Genomic DNA, 26429 nt, shown 5'->3' on the forward strand with positions numbered 1-26429 from the left:
AACAGCCCTGCGCTATCAGACCGATAGAGACTACCGCCGCTGCAAAGCTCAAATCCGTTGCTATACTTAATTCCGCAAGTTATTGGGATGAGACGCTCCGAATAATTCGAATTTGAAGTATGACGAGTACAAATATCAAGAGGATATGACACTATGAGTACCGCAAAACTGGTTAAAACTAAAGCAACGAATCTGCTCTATACCCGTAACGACGTCGCTGATAGCGCGAAGAAAGCGACCGTTGAGCTGCTGAATCGCCAGGTGATCCAGTTCATTGACCTGTCTTTGATTACCAAACAGGCTCACTGGAATATGCGCGGTGCAAACTTTATTGCCGTTCATGAGATGCTGGACGGCTTCCGCACTGCGCTCGTCGACCACCTTGATACGATGGCAGAACGTGCCGTACAGCTTGGTGGCGTAGCGCTGGGTACGACTCAGGTCATTAACAGCAAAAGCCCGCTGAAAAGCTACCCGCTGGATATCCATAGCGTCCAGGACCATCTGAAAGAGCTGGCCGACCGCTATGCGATCGTCGCCAACGATGTGCGTAAAGCCATCGATGAAGCCAAAGATGAAGATACCGCTGATATCTTCACCGCTGCTTCACGCGACCTGGATAAATTCCTGTGGTTCATCGAAGCCAATATCGAGTAAGGCCAACTGCCGTCAGCCACGCTGGCGGCTTTTTTTCTTTCCACTTCCCCGCCGCGCACCACTTCAGTGCATGAGAATGTACAAAATACGCGCAAAAGTAAATCAATTGTAATAATCACCTCACACAATCGTTACGCCGAGATTGTTTTAACATCAGGGTTTGCGTTAAAAATGCTCTTGTTATGCGATGCCTTTATGATGCACCAAAACGGCGCCCCATATCGGTGCATTTAACGTTATCCGTTATCAAAATTGTGCAACAGGCGCCTTCCTGCTTGTTATAAAACAACAGGTTGTAAAAGTGGCATGATTTTTTCATAAGGCAACTCGTTCTCGCAGGGGATCGTCCCGTGGATATAAAAGGAAATGCTATGAAGTCTGTATTTAAAGTTTCACTGGCTGCACTGACCCTGGCTTTTGCGGTTTCTTCTCACGCCGCTGATAAAACACTGGTTGTCGCGACCGACACGGCGTTTGTACCGTTCGAATTTAAACAGGGCGATAAGTATGTCGGTTTCGACGTTGACCTGTGGGCTGCCATTGCGAAAGAGCTGAAGCTTGACTACACCCTGAAGCCAATGGACTTCAGCGGTATCATTCCGGCACTGCAGACCAAAAACATCGATCTCGCGCTGGCGGGGATCACCATCACCGACGAACGTAAAAAAGCGATCGACTTCTCTGACGGCTACTACAAAAGCGGCCTGCTGGTCATGGTTAACGCGAATAATAACGATATTAAAGATGTCAAAGATCTGAACGGTAAAGTGGTTGCCGTGAAGGGCGGCACCGGCTCCGTTGATTACGCGAAAGCCAATATCAAAACCAAAGATCTGCGCCAGTTCCCGAACATCGATAACGCCTATATGGAACTGGGTACCGGTCGCGCTGATGCGGTTCTGCACGATACGCCAAACATCCTTTACTTCATCAAAACTGCGGGTAACGGCAAGTTCAAAGCGGTAGGCGACTCGCTGGAAGCGCAAAACTACGGTATCGCCTTCCCGAAAGGCAGCGACGAGCTGCGTGAAAAAGTGAACGGCGCGCTGAAAACGCTGCGTGAGAACGGCACTTACAACGAAATTTATAAAAAATGGTTCGGTACTGAACCCAAATAATAATTAGCGATACTCTCTTCCAGGCCTGCTGTGGTCTGGTAGACCTGGAGCTCTCCGGGCTACCCGTCAGCAGGCCTGAATAGTTTTCTCAGGGGGTTTTCCTCTGTTTTCGACACGGTAACAGGAACACATTATGCAGTTTGACTGGAGTGCCATCTGGCCCGCCATCCCAATTTTACTGGAAGGCGCCAAAATGACGCTGTGGATTTCGGTCCTCGGCCTGGTCGGCGGTCTGATAATCGGTCTGGTGGCCGGTTTCGCCCGCTGTTTCGGCGGCTGGATTGCCAACCACATCGCGCTGGTCTTTATCGAAATCATCCGCGGCACCCCAATTGTGGTGCAGGTCATGTTCATCTACTTCGCCCTGCCGATGGCGTTTAGCGATTTACGCATCGACCCGTTCTCGGCGGCGGTGGTAACCATTATGATCAACTCCGGCGCCTATATTGCGGAAATCACCCGCGGCGCGGTGCTGTCGATCCATAAAGGCTTTCGGGAAGCCGGCCTCGCGCTGGGCCTTTCTCGTCGGGAAACTATCCGCTACGTGATCCTGCCGCTGGCGCTGCGCCGTATGCTGCCGCCGCTGGGCAACCAGTGGATTATCAGCATCAAAGATACCTCGCTGTTTATCGTCATCGGCGTGGCCGAACTGACCCGTCAGGGCCAGGAAATTATTGCCGGTAACTTCCGCGCGCTGGAGATCTGGAGCGCCGTTGCGGTTATCTACCTGATCATCACCCTGGTGCTGAGCTTTGTTCTGCGTCGTCTTGAAAGAAGGATGAAAATCCTGTGATTGAATTTAAAAACGTTTCCAAGCATTTTGGCCCAACCAAGGTGCTGCATGATATCGATCTGAAGATCAACCAGGGCGAAGTCGTGGTGATTATCGGGCCGTCCGGTTCCGGTAAATCGACCCTGCTGCGCTGTATTAACAAACTTGAAGAGATTACCAGCGGCGATTTGATCGTCGACGGTCTGAAGGTCAACGACCCGAAGGTTGACGAGCGGCTGATTCGCCAGGAAGCCGGGATGGTATTCCAGCAGTTTTATCTGTTCCCGCACCTGACGGCGCTGGAAAACGTGATGTTCGGCCCGCTGCGCGTTCGCGGCGCCAATAAAGCGGCGGCGGAAAAACTGGCGAAAGACCTGCTGGAGAAAGTGGGCCTCGCTGAACGTGCGCACCACTACCCTTCTGAGCTTTCAGGCGGACAGCAGCAGCGCGTGGCCATTGCCCGTGCGCTGGCGGTTAAACCCAAAATGATGCTGTTTGATGAGCCGACTTCCGCGCTTGATCCTGAACTGCGTCATGAAGTGCTGAAAGTGATGCAGGATCTGGCCGAAGAAGGCATGACCATGGTTATCGTTACCCACGAAATCGGCTTCGCCGAAAAAGTGGCGTCGCGCCTGATCTTTATCGATAAAGGGCGCATTGCGGAAGATGGCGATCCGCAGATGCTGGTGAATAACCCGCCCAGCCCGCGCCTGCGCGAGTTTTTGCAGCACGTAGCCTGATGCCCCCCGGCTCTCCCTTCGCGTGAGAGCCGCTTTCCAGAATCATCCCAACCTCGCTCTGCGGATCTCATCTTCTATACTTATTGGTTTGAGATGCAATGGAGGTGCCTGTGCCGCGGATTTTGTTACTGCTTGCCCTACTCTTCACCGCTCCGCTATGGGCCGCGACGCTGCCCGGCGTTACGGCAACCACAGCGGACCCGTCCAGCAGCAGTGAACCCGATGTAGCGCAGAAGAAAGCGGCCTACGGCGCGCTGGCCGACGTGCTTGAAAACGCCGACGCCCGTCAGGAGCTTATCGAGCAGCTGCGGAAAGCCGCCGCCACGCCGCCGCCGGACAGTACGCCGAAGCTGACGCCGCCGGAAATAAAAGACGAGACCACGGTGCTGGAGAACGTCACCCACATCAGCCGCGAATACGGAGAGCAGCTCTCGTCACGTTTTTCCCAGCTGTGGCGCAACATCACCGGCTCTCCGCACAAAGCGTTTAATTCTCAGACTTTCACCAACGCCGCCTGGCATTTCCTGCTGCTGGCGGGCCTGGTCTTTGCGTTCTGGTGGCTGGTACGCCTGGCGGCCCTGCCGCTGTATCGCAAAATGGGCCACTGGGGACGGCATAAAAACCGCGACCGCAGCAACTGGCTTCAGCTACCTGCAACGATCGCCGGCGCGTTTATTTTTGACCTGCTTCTGCTGGCGCTCACGCTCTTCGTGGGCCAGCTTTTAAGCGACCGCCTGAACGGTAACAATCCCACCATCGCCTTTCAACAAAGCCTGTTTCTCAACGCCTTCGCGCTGATTGAATTTTTCAAGGCCATTCTGCGGCTTATTTTTTGCCCCCGCATCCCGGAGCTACGCCCGTTCAACCTCAGCGATGAAGCGGCGAAATACTGGAACCTGCGTCTCAGCGCGCTGAGCAGCCTGATTGGCTACGGGCTCATCGTCGCGGTGCCGATTATCTCCAACCAGGTCAACGTACAGTTCGGAGCGCTGGCCAACGTGGTGATTATGCTGTGCATTACGCTCTGGGCGCTGTACCTGATATTTCACAATAAGAAATTGATTACCCAGGGGCTTATCCATCTCGCCGACCGCTCGCTGGCCTTCTTTAGCCTGTTTATCCGCGCCTTTGCGCTGATCTGGCACTGGCTGGCCTGCGCCTATTTTATCGTGCTGTTTTTCTTCTCCCTGTTCGATCCCGGCAACAGCCTGAAATTTATGATGGGCGCGACGCTGCGCAGCCTGGCCATCATCGGCGCCGCCGCGCTAGTCTCCGGTATTCTGTCGCGCTGGATTGCGAAAACCATCACCCTGTCGCCGGAAACCCAGCGCAACTACCCCGAACTGCAAAAACGGCTGAACGGCTGGATCTCCGCGTCGCTGAAAGCCGCGCGTATCCTGACGGTCTGCGTGGCGATCATGCTGCTGCTCAGCGCGTGGGGGCTGTTCGATTTTTGGCAGTGGATGCATAACGGCAGCGGGCAAAAAGCGGTCGATGTGCTGATTCGTATCGCACTGATCCTCTTCTTCTCGGCAATTGGCTGGACGCTGCTCGCCAGCCTGATTGAGAACCGGCTGGCATCGGATATTCACGGCCGCCCGCTGCCCAGCGCCCGCGCCCGAACGCTGCTGACGCTGTTTCGCAACGCGCTGGCGGTGGTCATTAGCACCATTACTATCATGATCCTGCTTTCGGAAGTGGGCGTGAATATCGCCCCGCTGCTGGCCGGCGCAGGCGCGCTGGGCCTGGCGATTTCGTTCGGCGCGCAAACCCTGGTTAAAGATATTATTACCGGGATTTTCATCCAGTTTGAGAACGGCATGAATACCGGCGATCTGGTGACCATCGGGCCGTTAACCGGGACGGTAGAACGCATGTCGATTCGCTCCGTCGGCGTACGCCAGGATACCGGTGCTTATCACATTATTCCGTGGTCTTCGATAACCACCTTCGCCAACTTCGTGCGCGGGATCGGCTCGGTGGTGGCCAACTATGACGTTGATCGACAGGAGGATCTGGATAAGGCCAACCAGGCGCTGAAAGACGCGGTCGCGGAAGTGATGGCGCAGGAAGAGATTCGCGGGCTGATCATTGGCGAGCCCTCTTTCGCAGGATTGGTGGGCTTAAGCAATACCGCCTTCACCCTGCGCGTCACCTTTACCACCCTGCCGTTGAAGCAGTGGACGGTAAGGTTCGCCCTCGACACTCAGGTGAAAAGGCATTTTGACCTCGCGGGCGTGCGGGCGCCGGTACAAACTTACCAGGTTCTGCCGATGCCGGCACCGGCGGGACCGCCGGCACCCGCCGAGCCCACGTTATAAAGCGCGGCGACGTTTGGCTTCGTCCATAAAGGTCCAGGCGATAAAGCGGCTCTGCTTATTTCCCTGGGCCATCTCTTTTTTCACTACTTTCACCGCGCCAACGTCGGTCAGCGCACGGTAGAGCGGCGGCAAATTGTCGCCGCGAGAAACCAGGGAGGTAAACCACTTCACCTGACGGCCAAACTGCTGGCTCTCCGCAATCATCTGCGTAATAAACGCAACCTCGCCCCCTTCGCACCACAGCTCCTGCTGCTGGCCGCCAAAGTTCAGCACGCTCTCCTCGCCCAGTCCCAGGTTGCGACGTTTACGCTCACCGCCCGCCTGCGCGCTGGCGGCGGAATCATGGAACGGCGGGTTACACAGGGTCGCGTCGTAGGTCTCATTTTTATGAATAATGCCGGTCAGAATCGCTTTAGCGTCTTTTTGACGACGCAGGCGGATCTGGCGAGTCAGGCCGGGATTGCCGTTGACGATAGCCTGGGCGCTGGCGAACGCGTCGGCGTTCACTTCGCTGCCGGTAAAACGCCAGCCGTACTCGTGCACGCCAATGAGCGGATAGATGCAGTTTGCGCCAACGCCAATATCGAGAATGCTGGCGGTGGCCGGGATCGTCCCGCTATCCAGCGCCAGCAGATCGGCGAGATGATGGATGTAGTCAGCCCTGCCCGGCACCGGCGGGCAGAGAAAGCCGTCGGGAATATCCCAGTGTTTCACCGCGTAGAAGTGCGCCAGCAGCGCTTTATTCAGCGCCTTCACCGCCAGCGGATTGGCAAAGTCGATGGTCTGCTCACCCACCGGGTTAAGGGTGATAAAGCCCTGGAGCTCAGGGTGGGCCTGGCACAGCGCGGGCAGGTCGTAGCGTTGTTGGTGACGGTTACGCGGGTGTAACCCCGGTTTCTGGGCTTTCATGGCAATCTCCTTTGAACAGCCGCGTAAGATACCCGTTGACGGCGGCGCGGTAAATAAGTGAGTCTGGTTATCTCTTTTTTTGTCACGGGTGTCGTATGTATTTCTACCAACCTTCGCACGGACACGGGCTGCCGCACGACCCGCTTAACGCCATTATCGGGCCGCGCCCCATCGGCTGGATAGCCTCCCTTGATAACAGCGGCCAGCGTAACCTCGCGCCGTACAGTTTTTTCAACTGCTTTAACTATCGGCCGCCGATTATTGGTTTTGCCAGCAGCGGCTGGAAAGATAGCGTACAGAATATCGCTGAGACTAAAGAGTTCGTCTGGAATCTGGCCACCCGGCCTCTGGCGGTCGCGATGAACGAAACCTCCGCCACCCTTCCCCATAATGAAGATGAATTCATCCGCGCCGGGCTGACTGCCGCTCCCAGCCGCATCGTCAGCGCGCCGCGGGTCGCCGAAAGCCCGGTAAACTTCGAGTGTCGCCTTTCACAATGCATCCAGTTAACGACCGCAGAAGGGCGAGCGGTTGACACCTGGCTGGTGCTGGGCGAAGTGGTGGCGGTGCATATCGATGAATCGCTGCTGGAAGACGGAATTTACCAGACCGCCAGGGCCCAGCCGATTCTGCGCGCCGGAGGCCCCAGCGCCTATTATGGCATTGATGAAAGCCTGCGCTTTGACCTCGTTCGTCCGGACGCCCGCTAACCCTCCCACCCGGCCTGTACTAACGCCGTTTTCCAGGCCGGGTAGCTGAATGCCATTTCCCGCGACAACCTCGCCTGCCCGGCGCGCCTTTATGTAGAAAAAATGCAGCCAATGTAAATAAATGTATTTATTTTTTTATAAATGAGTGATAGAAATTCGCTTGTTGTTTGATAATGATTATCACAATCATTATCAAACTCATTGCTTTTGTAAAAAATCACCTGCAGTGGTCGGGGCGAAGCAACGCTTCGTCTGCGGTCGTTATGGCCTAATTAAAATTATAAGTCACTTATTGATATGGAAAAAAATAACAATTTGCCGTTCAGCAGTTTTCACTCGCTCACTCTCTTCACCGGCTTATGCCTGAGTCTTTCTCCGACCGGCCAGCTGCTTGCCGCGGATAGCACTGAAAAAAATAGCGGCGAAACGCTGGTGGTCGAAGCGCAGACGCCATCGCTGTACGCGCCGACCCGCTCCGCCGATCCTAAATTTTCACGCCCGATCGCCGACACGACGCGGACGGTTAGCGTGGTCTCTGAGCAGGTGATGAAGGACCAGGGCGTCACTAACCTCACCGACGCGCTGAAAAACGTTCCCGGCGTCGGCGCTTTCTTTGCCGGCGAAAACGGCAACTCGACGACCGGCGACGCGATTTACATGCGCGGGGCGGACACTTCCAACAGCATTTACGTCGACGGCATCCGCGATATCGGCAGCGTCAGCCGCGATACTTTTAATACCGAGCAGATCGAAGTCATCAAGGGACCTTCAGGCTCCGACTACGGACGCAGCGCGCCGACCGGTTCAATCAATATGATCAGCAAACAGCCGCGCCTCGATTCCGGCATCGACGCCTCCGCCAGCGCGGGCAGCGCCTGGTTCCGACGCGGCACCCTGGATATTAACGAGGCCATTGGCGAAACCAGCGCGGTGCGTCTGAATCTGATGGGCGAGAAAACCCATGATGCGGGCCGGGACAAGGTGAAAAACGAGCGTTACGGCGTCGCGCCATCGGCCGCATTTGGCCTCGGCACCGAAAACCGCCTGTATCTTAACTATCTGCACGTAACCCAGCACAACACGCCCGACGGCGGCATTCCCACCATCGGTCTGCCGGGCTATTCCGCCCCTGGAGCCAGCACCTCGGCGCTGAATCACTCCGGCAAGGTCGCCACCAGCAACTTCTACGGCACCGACTCCGACTACGATGATTCCACAACCGATACCGTGACGATGCGCTTCGAGCACGACCTGAGCGACACGACGACGATTCGCAACACCACCCGCTGGTCTCGCGTGAAGCAGGATTACCTGATGACTGCGGTGATGGGCGGCGCGTCAAACATCACTCAGCCAAACCCCAACGATGTCGGCACCTGGACCTGGTCGCGCCTGGCGAATACCAAAGACATTAGCAACAAGATCCTGACCAACCAGACTAACCTGACGTCGACGTTCTATACCGGGGCCATCGGTCATGACGTCAGCACCGGTGTGGAATTTACCCGCGAAACCCAGACCAACTACGGGGTATATCCGCTCACGCCTCCGGCGGTGAATATTTATCATCCGAACAGCGATATCTCCATCGGCGGCCTGAACCGCAGCGGCGCCAACGCTAACGGACAGACGGATACCTTCGGCGTCTATGCTTTCGATACGCTGCAGATAACCCAGGACGTCGAACTTAACGGCGGGATCCGTCTGGATAACTACCAGACCAAATACGATAGCGCCAGCCTGTGCGGCGGTACCGGACGCGGCGCCATCGCCTGCCCGACCGGAGTCGCGAAAAATACCCCCGTCACCACCGTCGATACCTCAACCAGCGGTAACCTGGTTAACTGGAAGGCCGGCGCGCTGTACCACCTGACCGATAACGGCAACCTCTACGTCAACTACGCTGTCTCCCAGCAGCCGCCGGGAGGGAGCAACTTCACCCTCGCGCAAAGCGGCACCGGCAGCAGCGCCAACCGAACCGACTTTAAACCGCAGAAGGCCAAAACCAGCGAAGTCGGCACCAAGTGGGAGCTGATGGATAAGCGCCTGCTGCTGACCGCCGCCCTCTTCCGCACCGATATTGAAAACGAAGTCGAGCAGAACGACGACGGCAGCTATTCGCAGTACGGTAAGAAGCGCGTTGAAGGCTATGAGATCTCTCTGGCCGGTAATATCACGCCCGACTGGCAGGTGATTGGCGGCTATACCCAACAGCACGCCAGCGTTCGTGAAGGCGCGAATACCGCCCAGGATGGCACCAGCGCGCTGCCGTATACGCCAGAGCACGCGTTTACCCTCTGGAGCCAGTATCAGGCCACCGATGCGATCGCCGTCGGCGCCGGCGCGCGATACGTCGGCAGCATGCATCGCGGCAGCGACGGTGCGGTCGGCACGCCTTCCTATACCGAAGGCTACTGGGTGGCTGATGCCAAAGTCGGCTATCGCATTAACCGTAATCTCGACCTGCAGCTGAACGTCTACAACCTGTTTGATACTGACTATGTCGCCTCGATTAACAAGAGCGGCTACCGTTATCACCCGGGCGAACCGCGAACCTTCGTGCTCACCGCCAATATGCACTTCTGATCCACCCCGGGGCGGCTGCGCCCCGTTTTCTCCGGAGATAAAACGATGATGTATCATATTCCCGCCGTTCTCAGCTCTCAGGAAGTGGACAATTTTATCGCTCAGCTGCAGCAGGCGGAATGGGTCGACGGGCGCGTGACGACCGGCGATCTGGGCGCCCAGGTCAAAAATAACCAGCAGGTTGATACCCACAGCAATCTTTACGGCGAACTTCAGGGCAACGTACTGGCGGCGCTAAATCGCAGCTCGCTGTTTTTTGCCGCCGCGCTGCCGAAAGCGATTTCCAGCCCGCTGTTTAATCGTTATCAGCAGAGCGAAACTTATGGTTTCCACGTCGACGGCGCGGTGCGCAGCCAGGCGCAGGGAGGCTGGATGCGCACCGATCTTTCCGCCACGCTCTTTTTAAGCCCCCCGGAGAGCTACGAAGGCGGTGAGCTGGTCGTGAACGATACCTACGGACAGCATTCGGTTAAGCTCCCTGCCGGGGACCTGGTGCTCTATCCTTCAAGCAGCCTGCACTGCGTCACCCCGGTGACCTCAGGCGTTCGCGTCGCCTCGTTCTTGTGGGTTCAGTCAATGATCCGCGACGATAAACGCCGCAGTATGCTGTTTGAACTGGATGGCAATATTCAGAAATTAAAAAGCCGCCACGGCGAAAGTGACGAAGTCCTGTCTCTGCTTAATCTGTACCATAACCTGCTGCGCGAATGGTCAGAGATCTGAGCCTTGTCTGGTCATTTTTTACCCCCATATTCTCTATACTAAAGAGAGGCGAGATAGCGAGGTGAACTATGGCATCAGGCTGGGCGAATGATGACGCGGTGCAGGAACAGATCGACAGCACCATCAACGACGCGATAGCTCGGGCGCGAAACGAACTGTCATCGGGGGAAAGCAACAAATTTTGTGAAGAATGTGGGGAGCCGATTCCTGAGGCGCGCCGACGGGCGGTGGCGGGGGTGAAATACTGCGTAAAATGCCAACAGGAGAAAGATTTACATAACAATACATTTTCAGGATATAATCGCAGAGGCTCCAAGGATAGCCAGCTTCGCTGACCAATATTTACCGTTCATTACGCACATCGCGTTATCTTTTCGCGCACGTTTTTTGGCAAACGGCGTGGCAAAATGTGCCCTTCCAGTCCCCCGTTCGCCGCCCCGACCTGTTTCGCCGCCGCCGGCTAAAATAATTTATTAATATTCAATAAATTAATAATCATTCAAAAAATTAGATGAAGACTGTTAATTTCCTTCGATTTTATCTCCCGCTAAAAACCGTGATACTTATCACATCGACGGAACATCGTCCCCTATACAGAACAACCTGCGAGAGATTAACTATGAAAAACATCAAATATGCTGCCGCCGCTATCGCCCTTTCCGCTCTGTCTTTCGGCGCGTTCGCCGCTCAGCCGGTGACATCGGCTCAGGCAGAGAGCATGAACAAAATTGGTGTGGTTTCCGCTGAAGGCGCGACGACGCTGGATGGACTGGAAGCTAAACTGGCTGAAAAAGCCGAGGCCGCTGGTGCAACCGGCTATAGCATTACCTCCGCTAACAGCAACAACAAACTGAGCGGTACTGCGGTTATCTATAAATAATCGTCAGTTATCCCTGTAGCAACAGCAACACCCTGTAATGCCACTGTTTTAACCCTGTAAGATCCTTTAATACCCTTGCCTTGCCCGTCCATGCCACTGGACGGGCTTTTTTTTGCCTGCGATCCTGCGATTGAGTTACCAGCTCTCAGCCACCTTCGCCAGCCCCTGCTCCAGAGACAAGACCACGCCGGTGGCCAGAAGACAGCAGGCCAGCTGAATTTTCAACGATGACGGCAGCGGTTCGCTCCCGACCATACAGCGCTCGATCCAGCGCGCGGTCACTTCGGGATCTTTTGACTCCGGCAGAGCGACTGCCTGCGCAGCGGCGCCATCCTGACGCTCGTTAACCACCCGCGTACCGGTCTCATCAATCAGGCTAATCTGCGGGCAGCGCTGCGGGTTAGCGTAAACTTCGCCTTCAGTACCGTGCATCAGCAGCGCCCGGCCGCCGATCCCGGCAAAAAATTTCGCGACCCGACCGACGTACTCAGGGTGCGAAACGCTCGACAGGCGCAGCGCCGCATCTTCGGCAAACGGCGTCGCCAGCTTGGCCAGGGTGTGGGCGCTGTTACGCACGCCCATGCGCCAGCGCATCGCCAGCTGTTTTTCCAGCGGCGGACAAAATACGCCGACCGGAACGTAAACCGGCTGGTGACTGTCTAGCCGCGCCTGTGCCTGGCCCGCGTGAAGCGTCGCCGGGATCCCCATCAGGTCAAAAATGGTTTCCGTCAGCACGCGGGTGGGATCGTGGCTCACGCCGTGAACAATGACCGGGAAGCCGAGCTTATGCAGCAGGACGGCCAGCAGCGGCGTCAGGTTGGCCTGTTTACGCGCACCGTTATAGCTGGGGATCACAATCGGCATCGGTTTGCCGACCGGCGGCGTCAGCTTAATGGTGTGCTCCTGCATCGCTTCATAGAAGCCCTTCATCTCCGCTTCACCTTCGCCCTTGATGCGCAGGGCAATAAGAATGCCGCCGAGCTCAAGGTCAGGCACCTCGCCGTTAAGCATCCGCGAGTAGAGCGCGCGGGCCGTTTCCACGTCCAGGTCGCGAGCGTGGTTTTTTCCGCGCCCGACTTCTTTAATGATTTTGCTGTAGTCCATTGCAGGCTCCTCTGAGCTTCTCACCGCGTCGACATTGCACCGCTAACGCCGTTTGCGACGCGTCTGTTTTGTTTTAGTTTTTACTATAACCTCAGGGACGGCTGGCTGCTCTATCGGAAATATGGGTAATGCATTCAATAAACGCTTACCGTAGTTTTTGGTCAACAGGCGTTTATCATAAATTACCACCTCTCCCCAGCAGCTATGGCTACGGATCAGGCGGCCAACCTGTTGAATCAGGTTGAATGACGCGCTGGGCAGGCTCTGAACTTCGAACGGATAGCGGTTGAGGCTTTTGAGCCATTCGCCTTCGGTGATCACCACCGGGCTGTCAATCGGCGGGAAAGCGATCTTGTGGATATGCACCTGGCTTAACAGTTCGCCTTTTAAATCCAGGCCTTCCGCGAAGGATTGCAGCCCAACCAGTACGCTGCGCTCGCCGCCTTCAACGCGTTTACGATGCAGCTCGACCAGCCGGTAGCGAGGCTTATCCCCCTGAACCAGCAGCAGCAGGCGCAGATCGGTAACGTGTTCGAGAAACCGCTGCATCGCTCTTCCGCTGGCGAAGAGTACCAGCATGCCGAGATGCTTTTTGCTCTCAACCTGTTCCCGGAAATAGGCGGCCATCTCGGCAATATGCTGCTCTTCGTTATCGATAAGCGGTTCGTAATGCATCTGCGGAATGACGATTTTACCCTGTTCGACGTGATTAAAGGGCGAATCCAGCGCCACAAAGCGGTCTCCCGCTTTCTCTTTCAGCCCGCTCATCTCCTGCAGACGCGAAAAGCTATTAAGCGAGCGTAGCGTCGCAGAGGTCACGACGATATGCGGGACGCTGCGCCACAGCAGCCTCTCCAGCTGATCGCTGACGCGGATCCCCACGCAGTGGAACCAGATATGCATCTGGCCATCCCGCAGGTCGCGGGTGACCCATTTGGTCACCGGCGCGCCGGAGGACTGCGCCAGCGATGCCAGCCGCCACAGTTTACTTTGGCTTTCAAACATCCCCAGCGCGCGGTTCATCTGCAGCAGAACCCGATGCAAACGCACCACGTCGTGACTGCCGGTTTTTTCGCCCAGATCGTTAAGGAACAGCTCCGCCAGACCGCGCAGCGTTTCGGTGAGCTTCGCCAGCCGCTGGCAAATCTCCATCACTTCCTGCGGCAGCTCCCCCATCGGGAAGCGGTGCTCCGCCTCCTGCCCGGCCGGCATGTACAGATTGAGGATATTATTCAGGGAGGAGATGAGCTCATAGAGCTCCTCGCAATGCCCATTCAGACGCTCGGGATTCGCCAGCGGCGGCGTGGTTTTAGGGCGAAACTGCTCCATGCAGGTCGCGACCAGTTTCGTAAAAAGATCCAGCTGCAGGCGGTACCACGGGGCGGTGATTTCCGCGCTCATTTCCAGCGCATCGCGGGCCACCTCCGGAAGATGGTGGCCTTCATCCAGCACCAGCAGCAGATGCTTCGGTTCCGGCAGCACCGCTTCGCTTTCCATCGCCGCCATCACCAGCGCGTGGTTCGCCACCACCACTTCCGCTTCCTGGATTTCCCGGCGGGCGACAAAAAACGGACATTCGCGATAATAGTGGCAGTTGCGGTTCAGGCAGCTGGCTTTATCGGTGCTCAGGCGGCTCCATAATGAATCATCCACATTTTTATCGGTATGATCGCGCAGGCCGTCCCATTTGTAGCTATCAAGGTCCGCTTTCAGCGTCGCGCACAGCTTCTGTTCCGCCTGGTTGTTAGGCGTGAGTTCGTCATCAAGAAAGGCCAGTAAATCCTGCTGCGTTGGCTCGGTGCTGGCAAGCGCGGCCAGGTTACGCGGGCAGACGTAGCGCCCGCGGCCAAAGGCGGCGGTAAATCGCAGGTCGGGAATGATTTTGCGCAGCAGCGGCAGGTCTTTACTGTAGATTTGGTCCTGCAGAGCAACGTTGGCGGTACTGACCACCAGCGTTTTTTGTTCTTCACGGGCAATGGCGATGCCGGGAATCAGGTATGACAAGGTTTTGCCGACGCCGGTCGGGGCTTCTATCGCCAGATGTCGCCCCTCTTCCCCGGCGAGCGTCTTCGCCACATCGGCAATCATCTGCCGCTGCGGAGGACGGGGAATAAAGTCAGGGATTTGTTCCTGAAGCGCCTTATACCAGGCGGCGATTTGCGCTTTCAGCGCTGCGGTCAAAGCCATGAGAAAACCTGAATACTGTATAAACAGCCACTATTGTGCCATTTTTTAGCCGTCGGAAGGAACGTCTTTCTGAGCAAACTGGAATCACGCTCGAGGTTATGCTGAGCGAAGCGCGTCCGGGTAAGGAGTCTTACCCGGACAACCCATCAGTGGCTTAGCCGCGCGATCGCGACACTCGCCACAGGAGTGACGGGATAGCGTTACTCCGCCGCGGCGGGTTTGCGCGGGCGACGACGGCGAGGAGGCTTACCGTCCTGAGTTCGCGCTTTCGGCGCTTCGCCATCGGTACGACGCGGAGCGGACTGCTGACCGCGACCTTGCCCCTGGCCACCGCGGCCCTGACTCTGGCCACCGCGACCGCCGCCGCGCTGCTGCTGACGACCGTTCTGAATCGGCTCGGCTTTAATCGATGGATCCGGCTCGTAGCCCGCCAGGGCAATACGCGGGATCTCTTTTTTCAGCAAGCGTTCGATATCATGCAGCAGTTTATGTTCATCAACGCAAGCCAGCGACAGCGCTTCACCCGTTGCCGCGGCGCGCCCGGTACGACCGATACGGTGCACATAGTCTTCCGGTACGTTTGGCAGCTCGTAGTTCACCACGTGCGGCAGCTCTTCAATATCCAGACCGCGCGCGGCGATATCGGTGGCCACCAGTACGCGAATGCCGCCGGATTTAAAGTCAGCCAATGCGCGGGTACGCGCGCCCTGGCTCTTGTTGCCGTGAATAGCGGCGCTGCGGATGCCGTCTTTATTGAGCTGTTCCGCCAGATGGTTTGCGCCGTGCTTGGTGCGGGTAAAGACCAGCACCTGCTGCCAGTTACCTTCACCGATCATCTGCGACAGCAGCTCGCGTTTGCGCTTTTTATCGACAAAATGCACCAGCTGGCTCACCTGCTCAGAGGCGGTGTTGCGGCGGGCGACTTCGATCTCCAGCGGGTTATGCAGCAGCTTTTCCGCCAGCGATTTAATGTCATCGGAGAAGGTTGCGGAGAACAGCAGGTTCTGACGTCTGGCCGGCAGCTTCGCCAGCACCCGGCGAATATCGTGAATAAAGCCCATATCCAGCATACGGTCGGCTTCGTCCAGCACCAGCACTTCGACTTTGTCGAGGCTCACGGCGTTCTGATGTTCAAGATCCAGCAGACGACCCGGCGTTGCCACCAGGATATCGACGCCGCTGCGCAGCTTCATCATCTGCGGATTAATGCTCACGCCGCCGAACACCACCAGCGAGCGAACGTTGAGGTATTTGCTGTAATCACGGACGTTCTCGCCAATTTGCGCCGCCAGCTCGCGCGTTGGGGTCAGGATCAGCGCACGCACCGGGCGACGCCCTTTAGCATGCGGCTCCTGTTGGATCAGATGCTGAAGCAGCGGCAGCGTAAATCCCGCCGTTTTGCCGGTACCGGTCTGAGCGCTGGCCATCAGATCGCGACCCTGTAATACTGCCGGGATAGCCTGCTGCTGAATTGGGGTTGGCTCAACGTAGCCCTGCTCAGCGACGGCGCGCAGGATTTCAGGATTCAGGCCAAGGGAATCAAAAGACATAACAACTCCGAACCGCCCCGGCCCGTCACAGGCGTAGTTTTCAGGGAGATTATTGCGAAAGAGATGGCAAAAACCACAATGCCATGAAGCTGCGCAGTCTAGCAGATTTTGTGACGAACCGCATAAAATCTGCCGAAAAGAATCCTCCGGCTAACAAACCACTGCTCCCCGTCCTGTCGATGAGAAGCGGCGATGGCGCTTCGCGCCAGGCGTCCCCGAAATAGCCCGTTTAATGCCTCGACGGGGAAACCGCGAACAAAAGCAGAGAAACGCCCGCCGCCGCAGAACGCGGCGGCGAAAGCGATTAACGCAGGCGATACTTAATTTTTTCGACCATCTTCGCGGTGGAGATGCCGTAGCGGTCGTGCAGCGTCGGAAGCGCCCCGGCCAGCAGGAATTCATCGGGCAAACCGACGGTATCCAGCTCGCAGCGTACGCCTTTACGCATCAGCAACGCGGCAACCGCCTCCCCCAGCCCGCCGACCGACGTGTGGTTTTCCGCGGTCACCACCAGACGGCCGGGTTTCGAAGCCTGCGCAACGATCGTTTTTTCATCAAGCGGTTTGATGGTGGGGACATGCAGCACCGCCGCGCTGATATTATCGGCCCGCAGTTTTTCAACCGCCTCGAGGGCGCGCATGGTCATCAGCCCGGAAGAGATAATCAGTACATCGTTACCGTCCTCCAGCAGCTTCGCCTTGCCCAGCTCAAACTGATAATCATATTTATCGAGCACCAGCGGCACCTTACCGCGCAATAGACGCATATACACCGGACCGTCGTGGTCGGCAATCGCCGGTACCGCCTGCTCTATCTCCAGCGCATCGCAGGGATCGACGATGACCATGCCGGGAATACCGCGCATAATCGCCAGATCTTCCGTTGCCTGATGGCTCGGCCCGTAGCCGGTGGTCAGGCCCGGCAGCGCCGCGCAGATCTTCACGTTCAGATGCTCTTCGGCAATGACCTGATGGATAAAATCATAGGCGCGACGGGTGGCAAAAGCGGCATAGGTGGTGGCGAAGGGAATAAATCCCTCCTTCGCCATTCCCCCGGCGGCCCCCATCAGCAGCTGCTCCGCCATTCCCATCTGGAAGAAGCGATCCGGAAAGGCCTGAGCGAAAATATGTAGATCGGTATACTTTGACAGGTCCGCGGTCATACCGACGATTTCCGGACGCTGGGCCGCCAGCTTCGAGAGCGCGACGCCAAACGGCGCGGAAACGGTCGCCTGACCTTCATCAGCAATGGAGGCGATCATCGCCGACGTTTTTAAGCGTGGTTTACTCTGGCTCATTACAGCACTCCTTCCGGTTTGTTGGCGTCCAGCACCGCAATCGCTTTTTGCCATTCGTCGGCATCGACGCGGATAAAATGGTTCTTATCGCGGGTTTCAAGGAACGGCACCCCTTTGCCCATCAGCGTGTCGCATAAAATGACCCGCGGCTGGTTGCCCGCATGATTTTTCGCGTTATCAAAGGCGGCCACCACCGCCGCCAGATCGTTACCGTCCACGCGCTGCACGTACCAGCCGAAGGCGGCCCATTTTTCATGCAGCGGCTCAAAGCCGAGAATTTTGCGCGAATCGCCGTCCGCCTGCTGTTTGTTCACGTCAACGAGGTTAATCAGGTTAGTCAGGCCGTAGTGGGCGGCCGACATCGCCGCTTCCCAGGTTGAACCTTCGTCCAGCTCCCCATCCGACATAGAGTTAAAAACCCAGGATGCGCTGCCCTTTTTCTTCAGACCGAGCGCCATCCCGACGGCGATGGAGAGCCCCTGCCCCAGCGAGCCGCCGGACATCTCCATTCCAGGCGTATAGGTCGCCATGCCCGACATCGGCAGGCGGCTGTCGTCGGAACCGTAGGTCTCCAGCTCCTCTTCCGGGATAATTCCCGCTTCCAGCAGCGCCGCATAATAGGCGATGGCGTAATGACCGTGAGAGAGCAGAAAACGGTCACGCCCTTCCCACTGCGGATCTTCCGGACGGTAGCGCATCGCGTGGCTGAAGGCGGTGGCCAGCACATCCGCATAGCCTAATGCCTGGCCGATATAGCCCTGCCCCTGGACTTCGCCCATTTGCAGGGCATAGCGACGGATACGCCACGCCGCCGCGGCAACTTGTTGTGTTTCTGTCATCTTCATCTGCTTGCCTCGCTTAGTGGATTAACATGCCGCCGTTCACGTCCAGGGTGATACCGGTCGAGTAGGAAGAGAGATCGCTGCCGAGGAACAGGGCGGCGCGCGCGATATCCACCGCATCGCCCAGACGGTTCATCGGGATCCCGGCGAGGATATTGGCCGTCATGTCGTCGGTCAGCTTGCCGGCGGTAATATCGGTCTGAATCAGCCCGGGCGTGATGCAGTTTACGCGGACGTTATCCGGGCCAAGCTCGCGCGCCATCGCCCGCGCCAGGCCGAGCACACCGGCTTTTGCCGCGCTGTAGTGCGGGCCGCCGAAAATACCGCCGCCGCGCTGGGCGGAAACCGAAGAGATACAGACAATGCTGCCCGATTTTTGCGCCCGCATCGCCGGAATAACCGCCTGCGACATCAGCAGCGTGCCGCGCAGGCTGACGTCCAGCACCGCGTCATAGTTGGCACGCTTAATTTCCATCAGCTTCAGCGGCTGGGTAATGCCGGCGTTATTCACCAGCACATCAACCCGGCCATATTTCGCCAGAATCTGTTCGATTGCGGCCTGCACCTGAACTTCATCGGCGACGTTCGCTGCCAGACCAAGATGGCCTTCGCCCAGGGCCGCCGCAGCGGCTTTGCTGGATTCGCCATTGAGGTCGATAATGACCACGCTGGCGCCGTTCTCGGCAAATAATTTGGCGGTGGCAAAACCCAAACCGCGTGCGGAGGCCGCGCCAGTAATAATGGCGACTTTATCTTTTAATAACATATTTTCACTCCATGACATGACGTCATATTAATTAACAGAAATATTGCCGTTATTGTGGCTCATCGAGGAAAAGAATCACCACCAGACCTATTGCGGCGCAGATACCAAAATAGGTGAATACAGAATTAAAGCTGCCGGTCTGATCAAGTAAAAAACCGGCGGCCATCGGGGCGACAAAGCCGCCAAGGTTGCCGCCGCTATTAATAATAGAAGAGGCAATCGGATAGGTTTTACTGTCCGAAACGGCCATTCCGTAGGCGGTAAAAGCCGGCCAGCCAATATTCAAACAAAAACCGACAAAGAATAATCCAATACATACCGCCAAGGTGCTTGCTGGAATGTTCAGCATAATGAGCATCATGACCACGGTTGAAATCGCGGTGAACATCATGGTGGGTTTACGCCGGCGGCCTAACACTTTATCCGAGATCCAGCCTCCACCAATCGCGCCAATAAAGCCGCCGATGCACGGCATACTCGCCACGAAGCCCATACTCATCACGTCAAAACCGCGCTCTTTCACTAAATACAGCGGGATCCACGTTAATAACCCGTACAGCACGCTGACCATCATAAAATAGGCCAGGCAGTCACCAAGAATATTTTTCGAGGTAAATAATCCTTTCGCCGTATCGATAGGCGCCATCTTTTTCACCCGAATAATTTTATCCAGCCAGGTGAAGCGGTCGGCAATTAATATATTTTCGCGGACGGCGTTTTTATCGGTTTCACGCCCGGCATTAATCTCTTCCAGTTCGCGTTGCGAAACAAATCCGCTTTCCGCGGGCGTTGACTTAACCAACAGGTACCACGCGACCGCCGCCACAATCCCCGGTATCGCAAAGGAGAAAAAGACCCATCGCCAGCCCCAGGTAACCGCGATCCACACCGCCAGCGGCGGTACGATTATCGGCGCAAACATGGTGGCGGCGATGTAGACGCCCGTTGCCGTGGCCTTCTCTTTCGGCGGGAACCAGTTATTAATGGTTGAAGCCAGCCCCACCGGGCACGGCCCTTCGCTAAGCCCCAGCCCCAGTCGCACCATCTTCAGGCCAAATACCGAGCTCACGGTGCCCATCAGCCAGGTAAAAGCGGAAAAGCCGAAAATAGACAGCGAGACCAGTCCCCGGGTACCGCGTCTGGCAATAAAAAAACCGGCCGGGATCTGGCTTACCGCATAGCCGAGGAAAAACATGCTGGCGATGGCCCCGGCCTCAAAGTTGTTGATATGAAACTCGTCAATAATGAACGGCAGTACCGCACCAATATTCGTTCTGTCGGCGTAATTTATGGCATACACCAGGAAAATCATCGTCAAAACCACGAAACGATATTTTGTTTTTCTGGCGTCAGTACAGACAACAGTATCTATACGTGACATAGGGTATCCTCTTTATTTTTTTATGTTTTTTGTCGCGACCCTTACCGCATCGCGCCCTGTTATCAGGCCTGTAGTTGCAATATAACAATCCCAAAAAGAAAGAGTATTCAAAAAAGCTCAATTGCGCGTGAGAAAAATTTGCTTCGTGACTGCACTCAAATTCCTGTCGATTATTTTTTTCGAGAGTTGTGCATTTAAAACTGTTAACTTCATCACGGATTGCGCCATCATTTATTTTCCGGCTGTGCTATGCTGACCATCATTTTCTGGGATAACGGCTGGACGTCCTTCTTTCTGAGTAAAAAATCGCCTTGCGTTATTCCCCCGCCGGAGGAAATCATGAACCAGCCGCTGCAGAATAAAAGCTTGCCGATGCCATCCTTACGTAATATTCAGGCCTTTATTGAAGTGGCTGATACCGGCAGCCTGAACCTGGCGGCAGAGAATCTTAATATTACGGCCTCCGCGGTAAGTCATCAGATAGCCAGCCTGGAACAGTATCTGGGAAAAAAAATATTTTCCCGTAGCAGTAAAGGGATGGTATTAACCACAATTGGCGAAAAATACCTTAAAGAGGTTTCCGGGGCGTTAAATGTTATTGGTCAGGCCACTAACCAGGTGATTAATGATATCCACCAGGATTATTTACGGATTCATTCCGCGCCGAGCTTTGGATTATTGTGGCTGATGCCCCGTCTGAATAAATTTCGCCAGGCCTGGCCGGAGCTTAAAATTAGCCTGACCTGCTCTTATGAAAGCATCCAGTTCTCCCGCGATAATATTGATATCGATATTCGCCACGGGCTCTCACAGTGGCCAACCCTGGTGGTCAAGACCATAAAAAATGAACGCGTGCTCCCCTTTAGCTCATCGACTTATTTAGCCGGCCGCGACGTTCAGTCCATTGAAGACCTGCTGGCCTGCGACCTTATTCATTCCGATAGCACGCTGATCGGCTGGAGCAACTGGCTGTCGTGGCATAAGGTTCGCGGCTGGAATAAAAACTTTATTTTTAATTTTGACCGCTCCTATATGAGTATTGAGGCTGCCCGGATGGGAATGGGGATTATTCTTGAGAGTAATTTGCTGGCCGGGCAGAGCGTGAGCCAACGCCACCTGGAACCCGTCTTTACCCGCGACGTCAGCATGCCGGTTAACGCGCATCACTTCGTTTTACCGCACCCGAATGAACAAAAAGAGAAAGTGAAGATCTTCTTTGCCTGGGTTGCCGAAGAGCTGAGTCGCGAAGGATTTCATATCTAGCAGCAAACGGTGGACAAACCGCCAACCTGCGCCTAGAGTTAATCAATCGATTGATTAACTTTTTTCGCGCGATGACAACCACTCCCACGACCAGTAAGGGCGAGCAGGCGAAAAGCCAGCTTATCGCCGCCGCAATCGCCCAGTTTGGCGAATACGGCCTGCACGCCACAACCCGCGATATTGCCGCCCAGGCCGGGCAGAATATCGCCGCCATTACCTACTATTTTGGTTCCAAGGACGATCTCTATCTCGCCTGCGCCCAGTGGATTGCCGATTTTATCGAGCACAATTTCCGCCCTCACGCGCAGGCGGCGGAAGCGCTGTGCGCTGAGCCTGTTCCGGATAAAGCCGCCATGCGTACCCTGATACTGGGCGCCTGCCAGAATATGATTTTGCTGCTGACCCAGGACGACACCGTCAATTTGAGCAAATTTATCTCCCGCGAGCAGCTGTCGCCAACGCCGGCCTACCGGCTCATCCACGATCAGGTGATTGCTCCGCTACACTGCTACCTGACCCGCTTAATCGCCGCCTATACCGGCCTTAACGCTGACAGCACGGAAATGGTCCTCCACACCCACGCGCTGCTGGGCGAAGTTCTCGCTTTTCGCCTTGGTAGGGAAACGGTGTTGCGCCGCGCGGGCTGGGCTGAGTTCGATCGGGACAAAACCGCGCAAATTATTGAGGTTATCACCTGCCATATTGATTTCGTTCTGGAAGGATTATCGCAAAGGAGTCTGGAGTCATGAAAAAACCGCTCATCGTCGTTGTGCTGCTTCTCCTGCTGGCCGCTGTCATTGGCGGAGGCTGGTGGTGGTACCAGAGCAGCCAGCAGAAAGCGCTCACGCTGTATGGCAACGTGGATATTCGTACCGTCAACCTCAGCTTCCGCGTGGGCGGGCGGCTGGCGTCGCTCAGCGTCGACGAGGGCGATGCGATTAAAGCCGGGCAGACCCTGGGCGAGCTGGACCGAGCGCCCTACGAGAATGCCCTGCAGCAGGCTCAGGCCAACGTTTCCACCGCCCAGGCGCAGTACGACCTGATGATGGCGGGGTATCGCTCGGAAGAGATCGCTCAGGCCGCCGCCGCGGTCAACCAGGCGCAGGCCGCTTACGACTATGCGCAGAATTTTTACCAGCGCCAGCTGGGGCTGCGCAAAAGCAGCGCCATCTCCGCTAACGACCTGGAAAACGCCCGCTCATCGCGCGATCAGGCCCAGGCGACGCTGAAGTCCGCGCAGGATAAGCTGCGCCAGTACCGCGCCGGTAATCGTCCGCAGGAAATCGCCCAGGCCAAAGCCAGCCTTGAACAGGCGCAGGCCGCGCTGGCGCAGGCGAAGCTGGATCTGCACGATACCACGCTGGCCTCGCCGTCCGACGGGACGCTGATGACCCGCGCCGTCGAGCCGGGCAGCATGCTCAGCGCTGGCGGCACGGTGATGACGTTATCGTTAACCCATCCGGTGTGGGTACGCGCCTATATCGATGAAAAAAACCTCGGTCAGGCCCAGCCGGGTCGCGAAGTGCTGCTTTACACCGATAGTCGCCCGGATAAACCCTACCGCGGCAAAATCGGCTTCGTCTCCCCAACCGCTGAATTCACGCCGAAAACTGTGGAAACGCCGGACCTGCGCACCGATCTGGTTTATCGCCTGCGTATTGTGGTCACCGATGCCGACGACGCGCTGCGCCAGGGAATGCCGGTCACCGTCACCTTCAGTCACGGAAACGGCCAATGAGCGAGGACGTGATTACGCTGAGCGGCCTGACCCGGCGCTTTGCCGGCATGGATCGCCCGGCCGTCGCGCCGCTGGACTGCACCATTCACTCCGGCTATGTGACCGGTCTGGTGGGCCCGGATGGCGCCGGGAAAACCACCCTGATGCGCATGCTCGCCGGGCTGCTGAAGCCCGACGCAGGCAGCGCAAAGGTGATCGGCTTCGACCCAATTGCCGACGACAGCGCCCTGCATGCGGTGCTCGGCTATATGCCGCAGAAATTCGGCCTGTATGAAGATCTAACGGTGATGGAAAACCTGACGCTCTACGCCGATCTGCGCAGCGTGACCGGCGAGGCGCGGGAAAAAACCTTCGCCAGGCTGCTGGAATTTACCTCCCTCGGCCCCTTTACCGGCCGGCTGGCGGGCAAGCTTTCCGGCGGCATGAAGCAGAAACTGGGCCTGGCCTGCACCCTCGTCGGCGAACCGAGAGTCCTGCTGCTGGACGAACCCGGCGTCGGCGTCGACCCTATCTCGCGCCGCGAACTGTGGCAGATGGTGCACGAACTGGCGGGCGACGGAATGCTGATCCTCTGGAGCACCTCTTATCTTGATGAGGCCGAGCAGTGCCGGGACGTTCTGTTGATGAACGAGGGCCAGCTGCTCTACCAGGGGGCGCCAAAAGAGCTGACGCAGACCATGGCCGGACGCAGCTTTTTGGTTTCCAGCGCCCGGGAGAATAACCGCCGCCTCCTCCAGCGTACGCTGAAGCTGCCGCAGGTCAGCGATGGCGTGATTCAGGGTAAATCGGTACGCCTGATCCTTAAAAAAGAGGCCAGCATCAGCGATGTACAGAAGGCTGGCGATATGCCGCCGCTGGAGGTCGCCGAAACCGCGCCGCGCTTCGAGGATGCCTTTATCGACCTGCTGGGCGGCGCCGGGACTGCCGAATCGCCGCTGGGCAACATTATCCACACCGTGGGAGGCTCCCGTGAGGACACGGTGATTGAGGCGCAGACCCTGACCAAGAAATTCGGCGATTTTGCCGCCACCGACCACGTCGATTTTCAGGTCAAACGCGGGGAGATTTTCGGCCTCCTCGGGCCTAACGGCGCAGGAAAGTCCACGACGTTTAAGATGATGTGCGGCCTGCTGGTCCCCACCTCCGGGAAAGCGCTGGTGCTGGGCATGGACCTGAAAGTCAGCTCCGGCAAGGCGCGTCAGCATCTGGGCTATATGGCGCAGAAGTTCTCGCTCTACGGCAACCTTTCCGTTGAGCAGAACCTGCGCTTCTTCTCCGGCGTCTACGGCCTGCGCGGACGGGCGCAGAACGACAAAATCGCCAGCATGAGCGAGGCGTTTGGCCTGAAAAGCATCGCCCGGCAGGCCGCCGACGATCTGCCGCTCGGCTATAAACAGCGCCTGGCGCTGGCCTGCTCGCTGATGCACGAACCGGATATCCTGTTTCTTGATGAACCCACTTCCGGGGTCGATCCCCTCACCCGCCGCGAATTCTGGCTGCATATCAACAGTATGGTGGATAAAGGCGTGACGGTGATGGTCACCACCCACTTTATGGATGAAGCGGAGTATTGCGATCGTATCGGCCTGGTCTATCGCGGCAAACTGATCGCCAGCGGCACGCCGGACGATCTGAAGGCGCTGGCGGCGGATGATGAAAAGCCTGACCCGACGATGGAGCAGGCGTTTATCACCCTCATTCACGACTGGGATAAGGAGAACGCCGGTGAGCGCTAAACTGCTATCGTGGCGGCGCGTACGCGCCCTGTGCGTGAAAGAGACGCGGCAGATTGTCCGCGACCCCAGCAGCTGGCTGATTGCGGTGGTCATCCCCCTGCTGCTGCTGTTTATCTTTGGCTACGGGATTAACCTCGACTCCAGCAAGCTGCGGGTGGGCGTGCTGCTGGAGCAGCAGAGCGAAGAGGCGCTGGATTTTGTCCATACCATGACCGGCTCCCCTTATATCGACGCCACCATCAGCGATAACCGCCAGGAACTGGTGCAGATGATGCAGGCGGGACGCATTCGCGCCCTGGTAACCCTGCCGGTGGACTTCGACCAGAAGATGGCCCGCCCCGGCGACGATGCGCCGATCCAGCTCATCACCGACGGCAGCGAACCGAATACCGCTAACTTCGCCCAGGGCTACGTCGAAGGCATCTGGCAAATCTGGCAGCAGCAGCGGGCGGAAGATCGCGGCGAAACCTTCGAGCCGCTAATCGACGTGCAGACGCGCTACTGGTTTAACCCGGCCGCGATCAGCCAGCATTTTATTATCCCCGGCGCGATTACCATCATTATGACGGTAGTCGGCGCGATCCTGACCTCGCTGGTGGTGGCCCGCGAGTGGGAGCGCGGCACCATGGAGGCGCTGCTGTCGACCGAGATTACCCGCGCCGAGCTGCTGCTGTGCAAGCTGATCCCCTACTATTTCCTCGGCATGCTGGCGATGCTGCTGTGTATGCTGGTGGCGGTGTTTATTCTCGGCGTGCCCTTTCGCGGTTCGCTGGTGATTCTGTTTTTTATCACCAGCCTGTTTTTGCTGAGCACCCTGGGAATGGGGCTGCTGATTTCCACCATTACCCGCAACCAGTTTAACGCCGCGCAGGTGGCGCTGAATGCCGCATTCCTGCCTTCAATTATGCTGTCCGGGTTTATTTTTCAGATAGACAGCATGCCGGCGATAATCCGCGCGGTGACCTACGTGATCCCGGCGCGCTATTTTGTCAGCACCCTGCAAAGCCTGTTTCTGGCGGGCAACATCCCGGTGGTGCTGCTGGTGAACGTGATGTTTTTAATCGCCTCGGCGGTGATGTTTATCGGCCTGACGTGGCTGAAAACCAAACGGCGTCTGGATTAGCGAACGCCTGACCCGGGCTACAAAGG

At 56.9% G+C, this 26429-nt stretch carries 23 protein-coding genes; 15 read left to right on the top strand and 8 right to left on the bottom strand.

Annotated features, from left to right (window positions below; genetic code table 11):
* Positions 1-153 precede the first annotated feature (153 nt).
* The 5 genes from dps (at position 154) to ybiO (ending at position 5608) form a co-directional block, all read left to right on the top strand.
* Positions 154-657, top strand: a complete 504-nt coding sequence (dps, locus tag SIK97_RS26180) for a DNA starvation/stationary phase protection protein Dps (protein ID WP_004130751.1) — start codon at positions 154-156, stop codon at positions 655-657.
* Positions 658-1028: 371 nt separating this feature from the next.
* On the top strand, positions 1029-1775 hold the full coding sequence (gene glnH / locus SIK97_RS26185) for a glutamine ABC transporter substrate-binding protein GlnH (RefSeq protein WP_004849110.1): 747 nt from the start codon (positions 1029-1031) through the stop codon (positions 1773-1775).
* Between the two features lie 133 nt (positions 1776-1908).
* On the top strand, positions 1909-2568 hold the full coding sequence (gene glnP / locus SIK97_RS26190) for a glutamine ABC transporter permease GlnP (RefSeq protein WP_004100490.1): 660 nt from the start codon (positions 1909-1911) through the stop codon (positions 2566-2568).
* Positions 2565-3287 (top strand): glutamine ABC transporter ATP-binding protein GlnQ, encoded by a 723-nt coding sequence (gene glnQ / locus SIK97_RS26195; RefSeq protein ID WP_004849106.1) that lies wholly within the window; start codon positions 2565-2567, stop codon positions 3285-3287. Before glnP ends, glnQ begins: the two co-directional genes overlap by 4 nt.
* A gap of 110 nt (positions 3288-3397) precedes the next feature.
* Positions 3398-5608 carry a mechanosensitive channel protein gene (gene ybiO, locus SIK97_RS26200; RefSeq protein WP_032748845.1) on the top strand — a complete coding sequence of 737 codons (2211 nt, stop codon included), beginning with the start codon at positions 3398-3400 and terminating at the stop codon, positions 5606-5608.
* Here the strand turns inward: ybiO and rlmF are convergent.
* A complete protein-coding gene (gene rlmF / locus SIK97_RS26205) occupies positions 5603-6517 on the bottom strand; it encodes a 23S rRNA (adenine(1618)-N(6))-methyltransferase RlmF (protein ID WP_032748843.1) in 915 nt (304 codons plus the stop codon). The genes ybiO and rlmF overlap by 6 nt on opposite strands.
* 95 nt (positions 6518-6612) lie before the next feature.
* On the opposite strand from rlmF, the gene SIK97_RS26210 reads away from it, so the two are divergent.
* The 5 genes from SIK97_RS26210 (at position 6613) to ybiJ (ending at position 11416) form a co-directional block, all read left to right on the top strand.
* Entirely contained in the window at positions 6613-7227 is a 615-nt protein-coding gene (locus tag SIK97_RS26210) for a flavin reductase family protein (RefSeq protein WP_025108097.1), read from the top strand.
* 297 nt (positions 7228-7524) lie between these two features.
* Positions 7525-9813, top strand: coding sequence for a catecholate siderophore receptor Fiu (locus tag SIK97_RS26215; protein ID WP_032748841.1), 2289 nt, complete (start codon positions 7525-7527; stop codon positions 9811-9813).
* Positions 9814-9858: 45 nt separating this feature from the next.
* Complete coding sequence (gene ybiX, locus SIK97_RS26220; protein WP_032748839.1) at positions 9859-10536, top strand: PKHD-type hydroxylase YbiX; 678 nt, start codon at positions 9859-9861, stop codon at positions 10534-10536.
* 68 nt (positions 10537-10604) lie between these two features.
* On the top strand, positions 10605-10871 hold the full coding sequence (locus SIK97_RS26225) for a DksA/TraR family C4-type zinc finger protein (protein WP_004130731.1): 267 nt from the start codon (positions 10605-10607) through the stop codon (positions 10869-10871).
* 284 nt (positions 10872-11155) lie between these two features.
* The gene (ybiJ, locus tag SIK97_RS26230; protein ID WP_004130722.1) at positions 11156-11416 is read left to right on the top strand and encodes a DUF1471 family protein YbiJ; all 261 of its coding nucleotides are present in this window, start codon (positions 11156-11158) and stop codon (positions 11414-11416) included.
* A gap of 135 nt (positions 11417-11551) precedes the next feature.
* Here ybiJ and ybiB read toward each other — a convergent pair whose 3' ends face one another.
* From ybiB to SIK97_RS26265, 7 genes are all read right to left on the bottom strand, one after another.
* On the bottom strand, positions 11552-12520 hold the full coding sequence (gene ybiB / locus SIK97_RS26235) for a DNA-binding protein YbiB (protein WP_025108100.1): 969 nt from the start codon (positions 12518-12520) through the stop codon (positions 11552-11554).
* A gap of 42 nt (positions 12521-12562) precedes the next feature.
* On the bottom strand, positions 12563-14707 hold the full coding sequence (gene dinG / locus SIK97_RS26240) for an ATP-dependent DNA helicase DinG (RefSeq protein WP_025108101.1): 2145 nt from the start codon (positions 14705-14707) through the stop codon (positions 12563-12565).
* A gap of 200 nt (positions 14708-14907) precedes the next feature.
* Entirely contained in the window at positions 14908-16257 is a 1350-nt protein-coding gene (gene rhlE, locus SIK97_RS26245) for an ATP-dependent RNA helicase RhlE (protein WP_069684221.1), read from the bottom strand.
* Positions 16258-16561: 304 nt separating this feature from the next.
* Positions 16562-17554, bottom strand: a complete 993-nt coding sequence (locus SIK97_RS26250; RefSeq protein ID WP_014837873.1) for a transketolase family protein — start codon at positions 17552-17554, stop codon at positions 16562-16564.
* A complete protein-coding gene (locus SIK97_RS26255) occupies positions 17554-18399 on the bottom strand; it encodes a transketolase (RefSeq protein WP_014228507.1) in 846 nt (281 codons plus the stop codon). The genes SIK97_RS26250 and SIK97_RS26255 overlap by 1 nt, the downstream gene beginning before the upstream one ends.
* A gap of 13 nt (positions 18400-18412) precedes the next feature.
* The gene (locus SIK97_RS26260; RefSeq protein ID WP_049079914.1) at positions 18413-19162 is read right to left on the bottom strand and encodes an SDR family NAD(P)-dependent oxidoreductase; all 750 of its coding nucleotides are present in this window, start codon (positions 19160-19162) and stop codon (positions 18413-18415) included.
* A 49-nt stretch (positions 19163-19211) separates the two neighbouring features.
* Positions 19212-20543 (bottom strand): MFS transporter, encoded by a 1332-nt coding sequence (locus SIK97_RS26265; RefSeq protein ID WP_032748828.1) that lies wholly within the window; start codon positions 20541-20543, stop codon positions 19212-19214.
* A gap of 339 nt (positions 20544-20882) precedes the next feature.
* On the opposite strand from SIK97_RS26265, the gene SIK97_RS26270 reads away from it, so the two are divergent.
* The 5 genes from SIK97_RS26270 to SIK97_RS26290 all read left to right on the top strand — a co-directional run bounded on the left by SIK97_RS26270 (position 20883) and on the right by SIK97_RS26290 (position 26403).
* Positions 20883-21806 carry a LysR substrate-binding domain-containing protein gene (locus tag SIK97_RS26270; protein WP_032748826.1) on the top strand — a complete coding sequence of 308 codons (924 nt, stop codon included), beginning with the start codon at positions 20883-20885 and terminating at the stop codon, positions 21804-21806.
* 71 nt (positions 21807-21877) lie between these two features.
* Positions 21878-22555, top strand: coding sequence for a transcriptional regulator CecR (gene cecR / locus SIK97_RS26275; protein WP_014228503.1), 678 nt, complete (start codon positions 21878-21880; stop codon positions 22553-22555).
* A complete protein-coding gene (hlyD, locus tag SIK97_RS26280; RefSeq protein ID WP_014228502.1) occupies positions 22552-23544 on the top strand; it encodes a secretion protein HlyD in 993 nt (330 codons plus the stop codon). The genes cecR and hlyD overlap by 4 nt, the downstream gene beginning before the upstream one ends.
* Positions 23541-25280: an ATP-binding cassette domain-containing protein gene (locus SIK97_RS26285; protein ID WP_057173980.1), complete on the top strand. Its 1740-nt coding sequence runs from the start codon at positions 23541-23543 to the stop codon at positions 25278-25280. The genes hlyD and SIK97_RS26285 overlap by 4 nt, the downstream gene beginning before the upstream one ends.
* Positions 25270-26403: an ABC transporter permease gene (locus SIK97_RS26290; protein WP_038424238.1), complete on the top strand. Its 1134-nt coding sequence runs from the start codon at positions 25270-25272 to the stop codon at positions 26401-26403. Before SIK97_RS26285 ends, SIK97_RS26290 begins: the two co-directional genes overlap by 11 nt.
* Positions 26404-26429: the final 26 nt, after the last annotated feature.

The sequence above is a fragment of the Klebsiella sp. JN_Kp126 genome (assembly GCF_033843325.1).
Classification (GTDB): domain Bacteria; phylum Pseudomonadota; class Gammaproteobacteria; order Enterobacterales; family Enterobacteriaceae; genus Klebsiella; species Klebsiella michiganensis.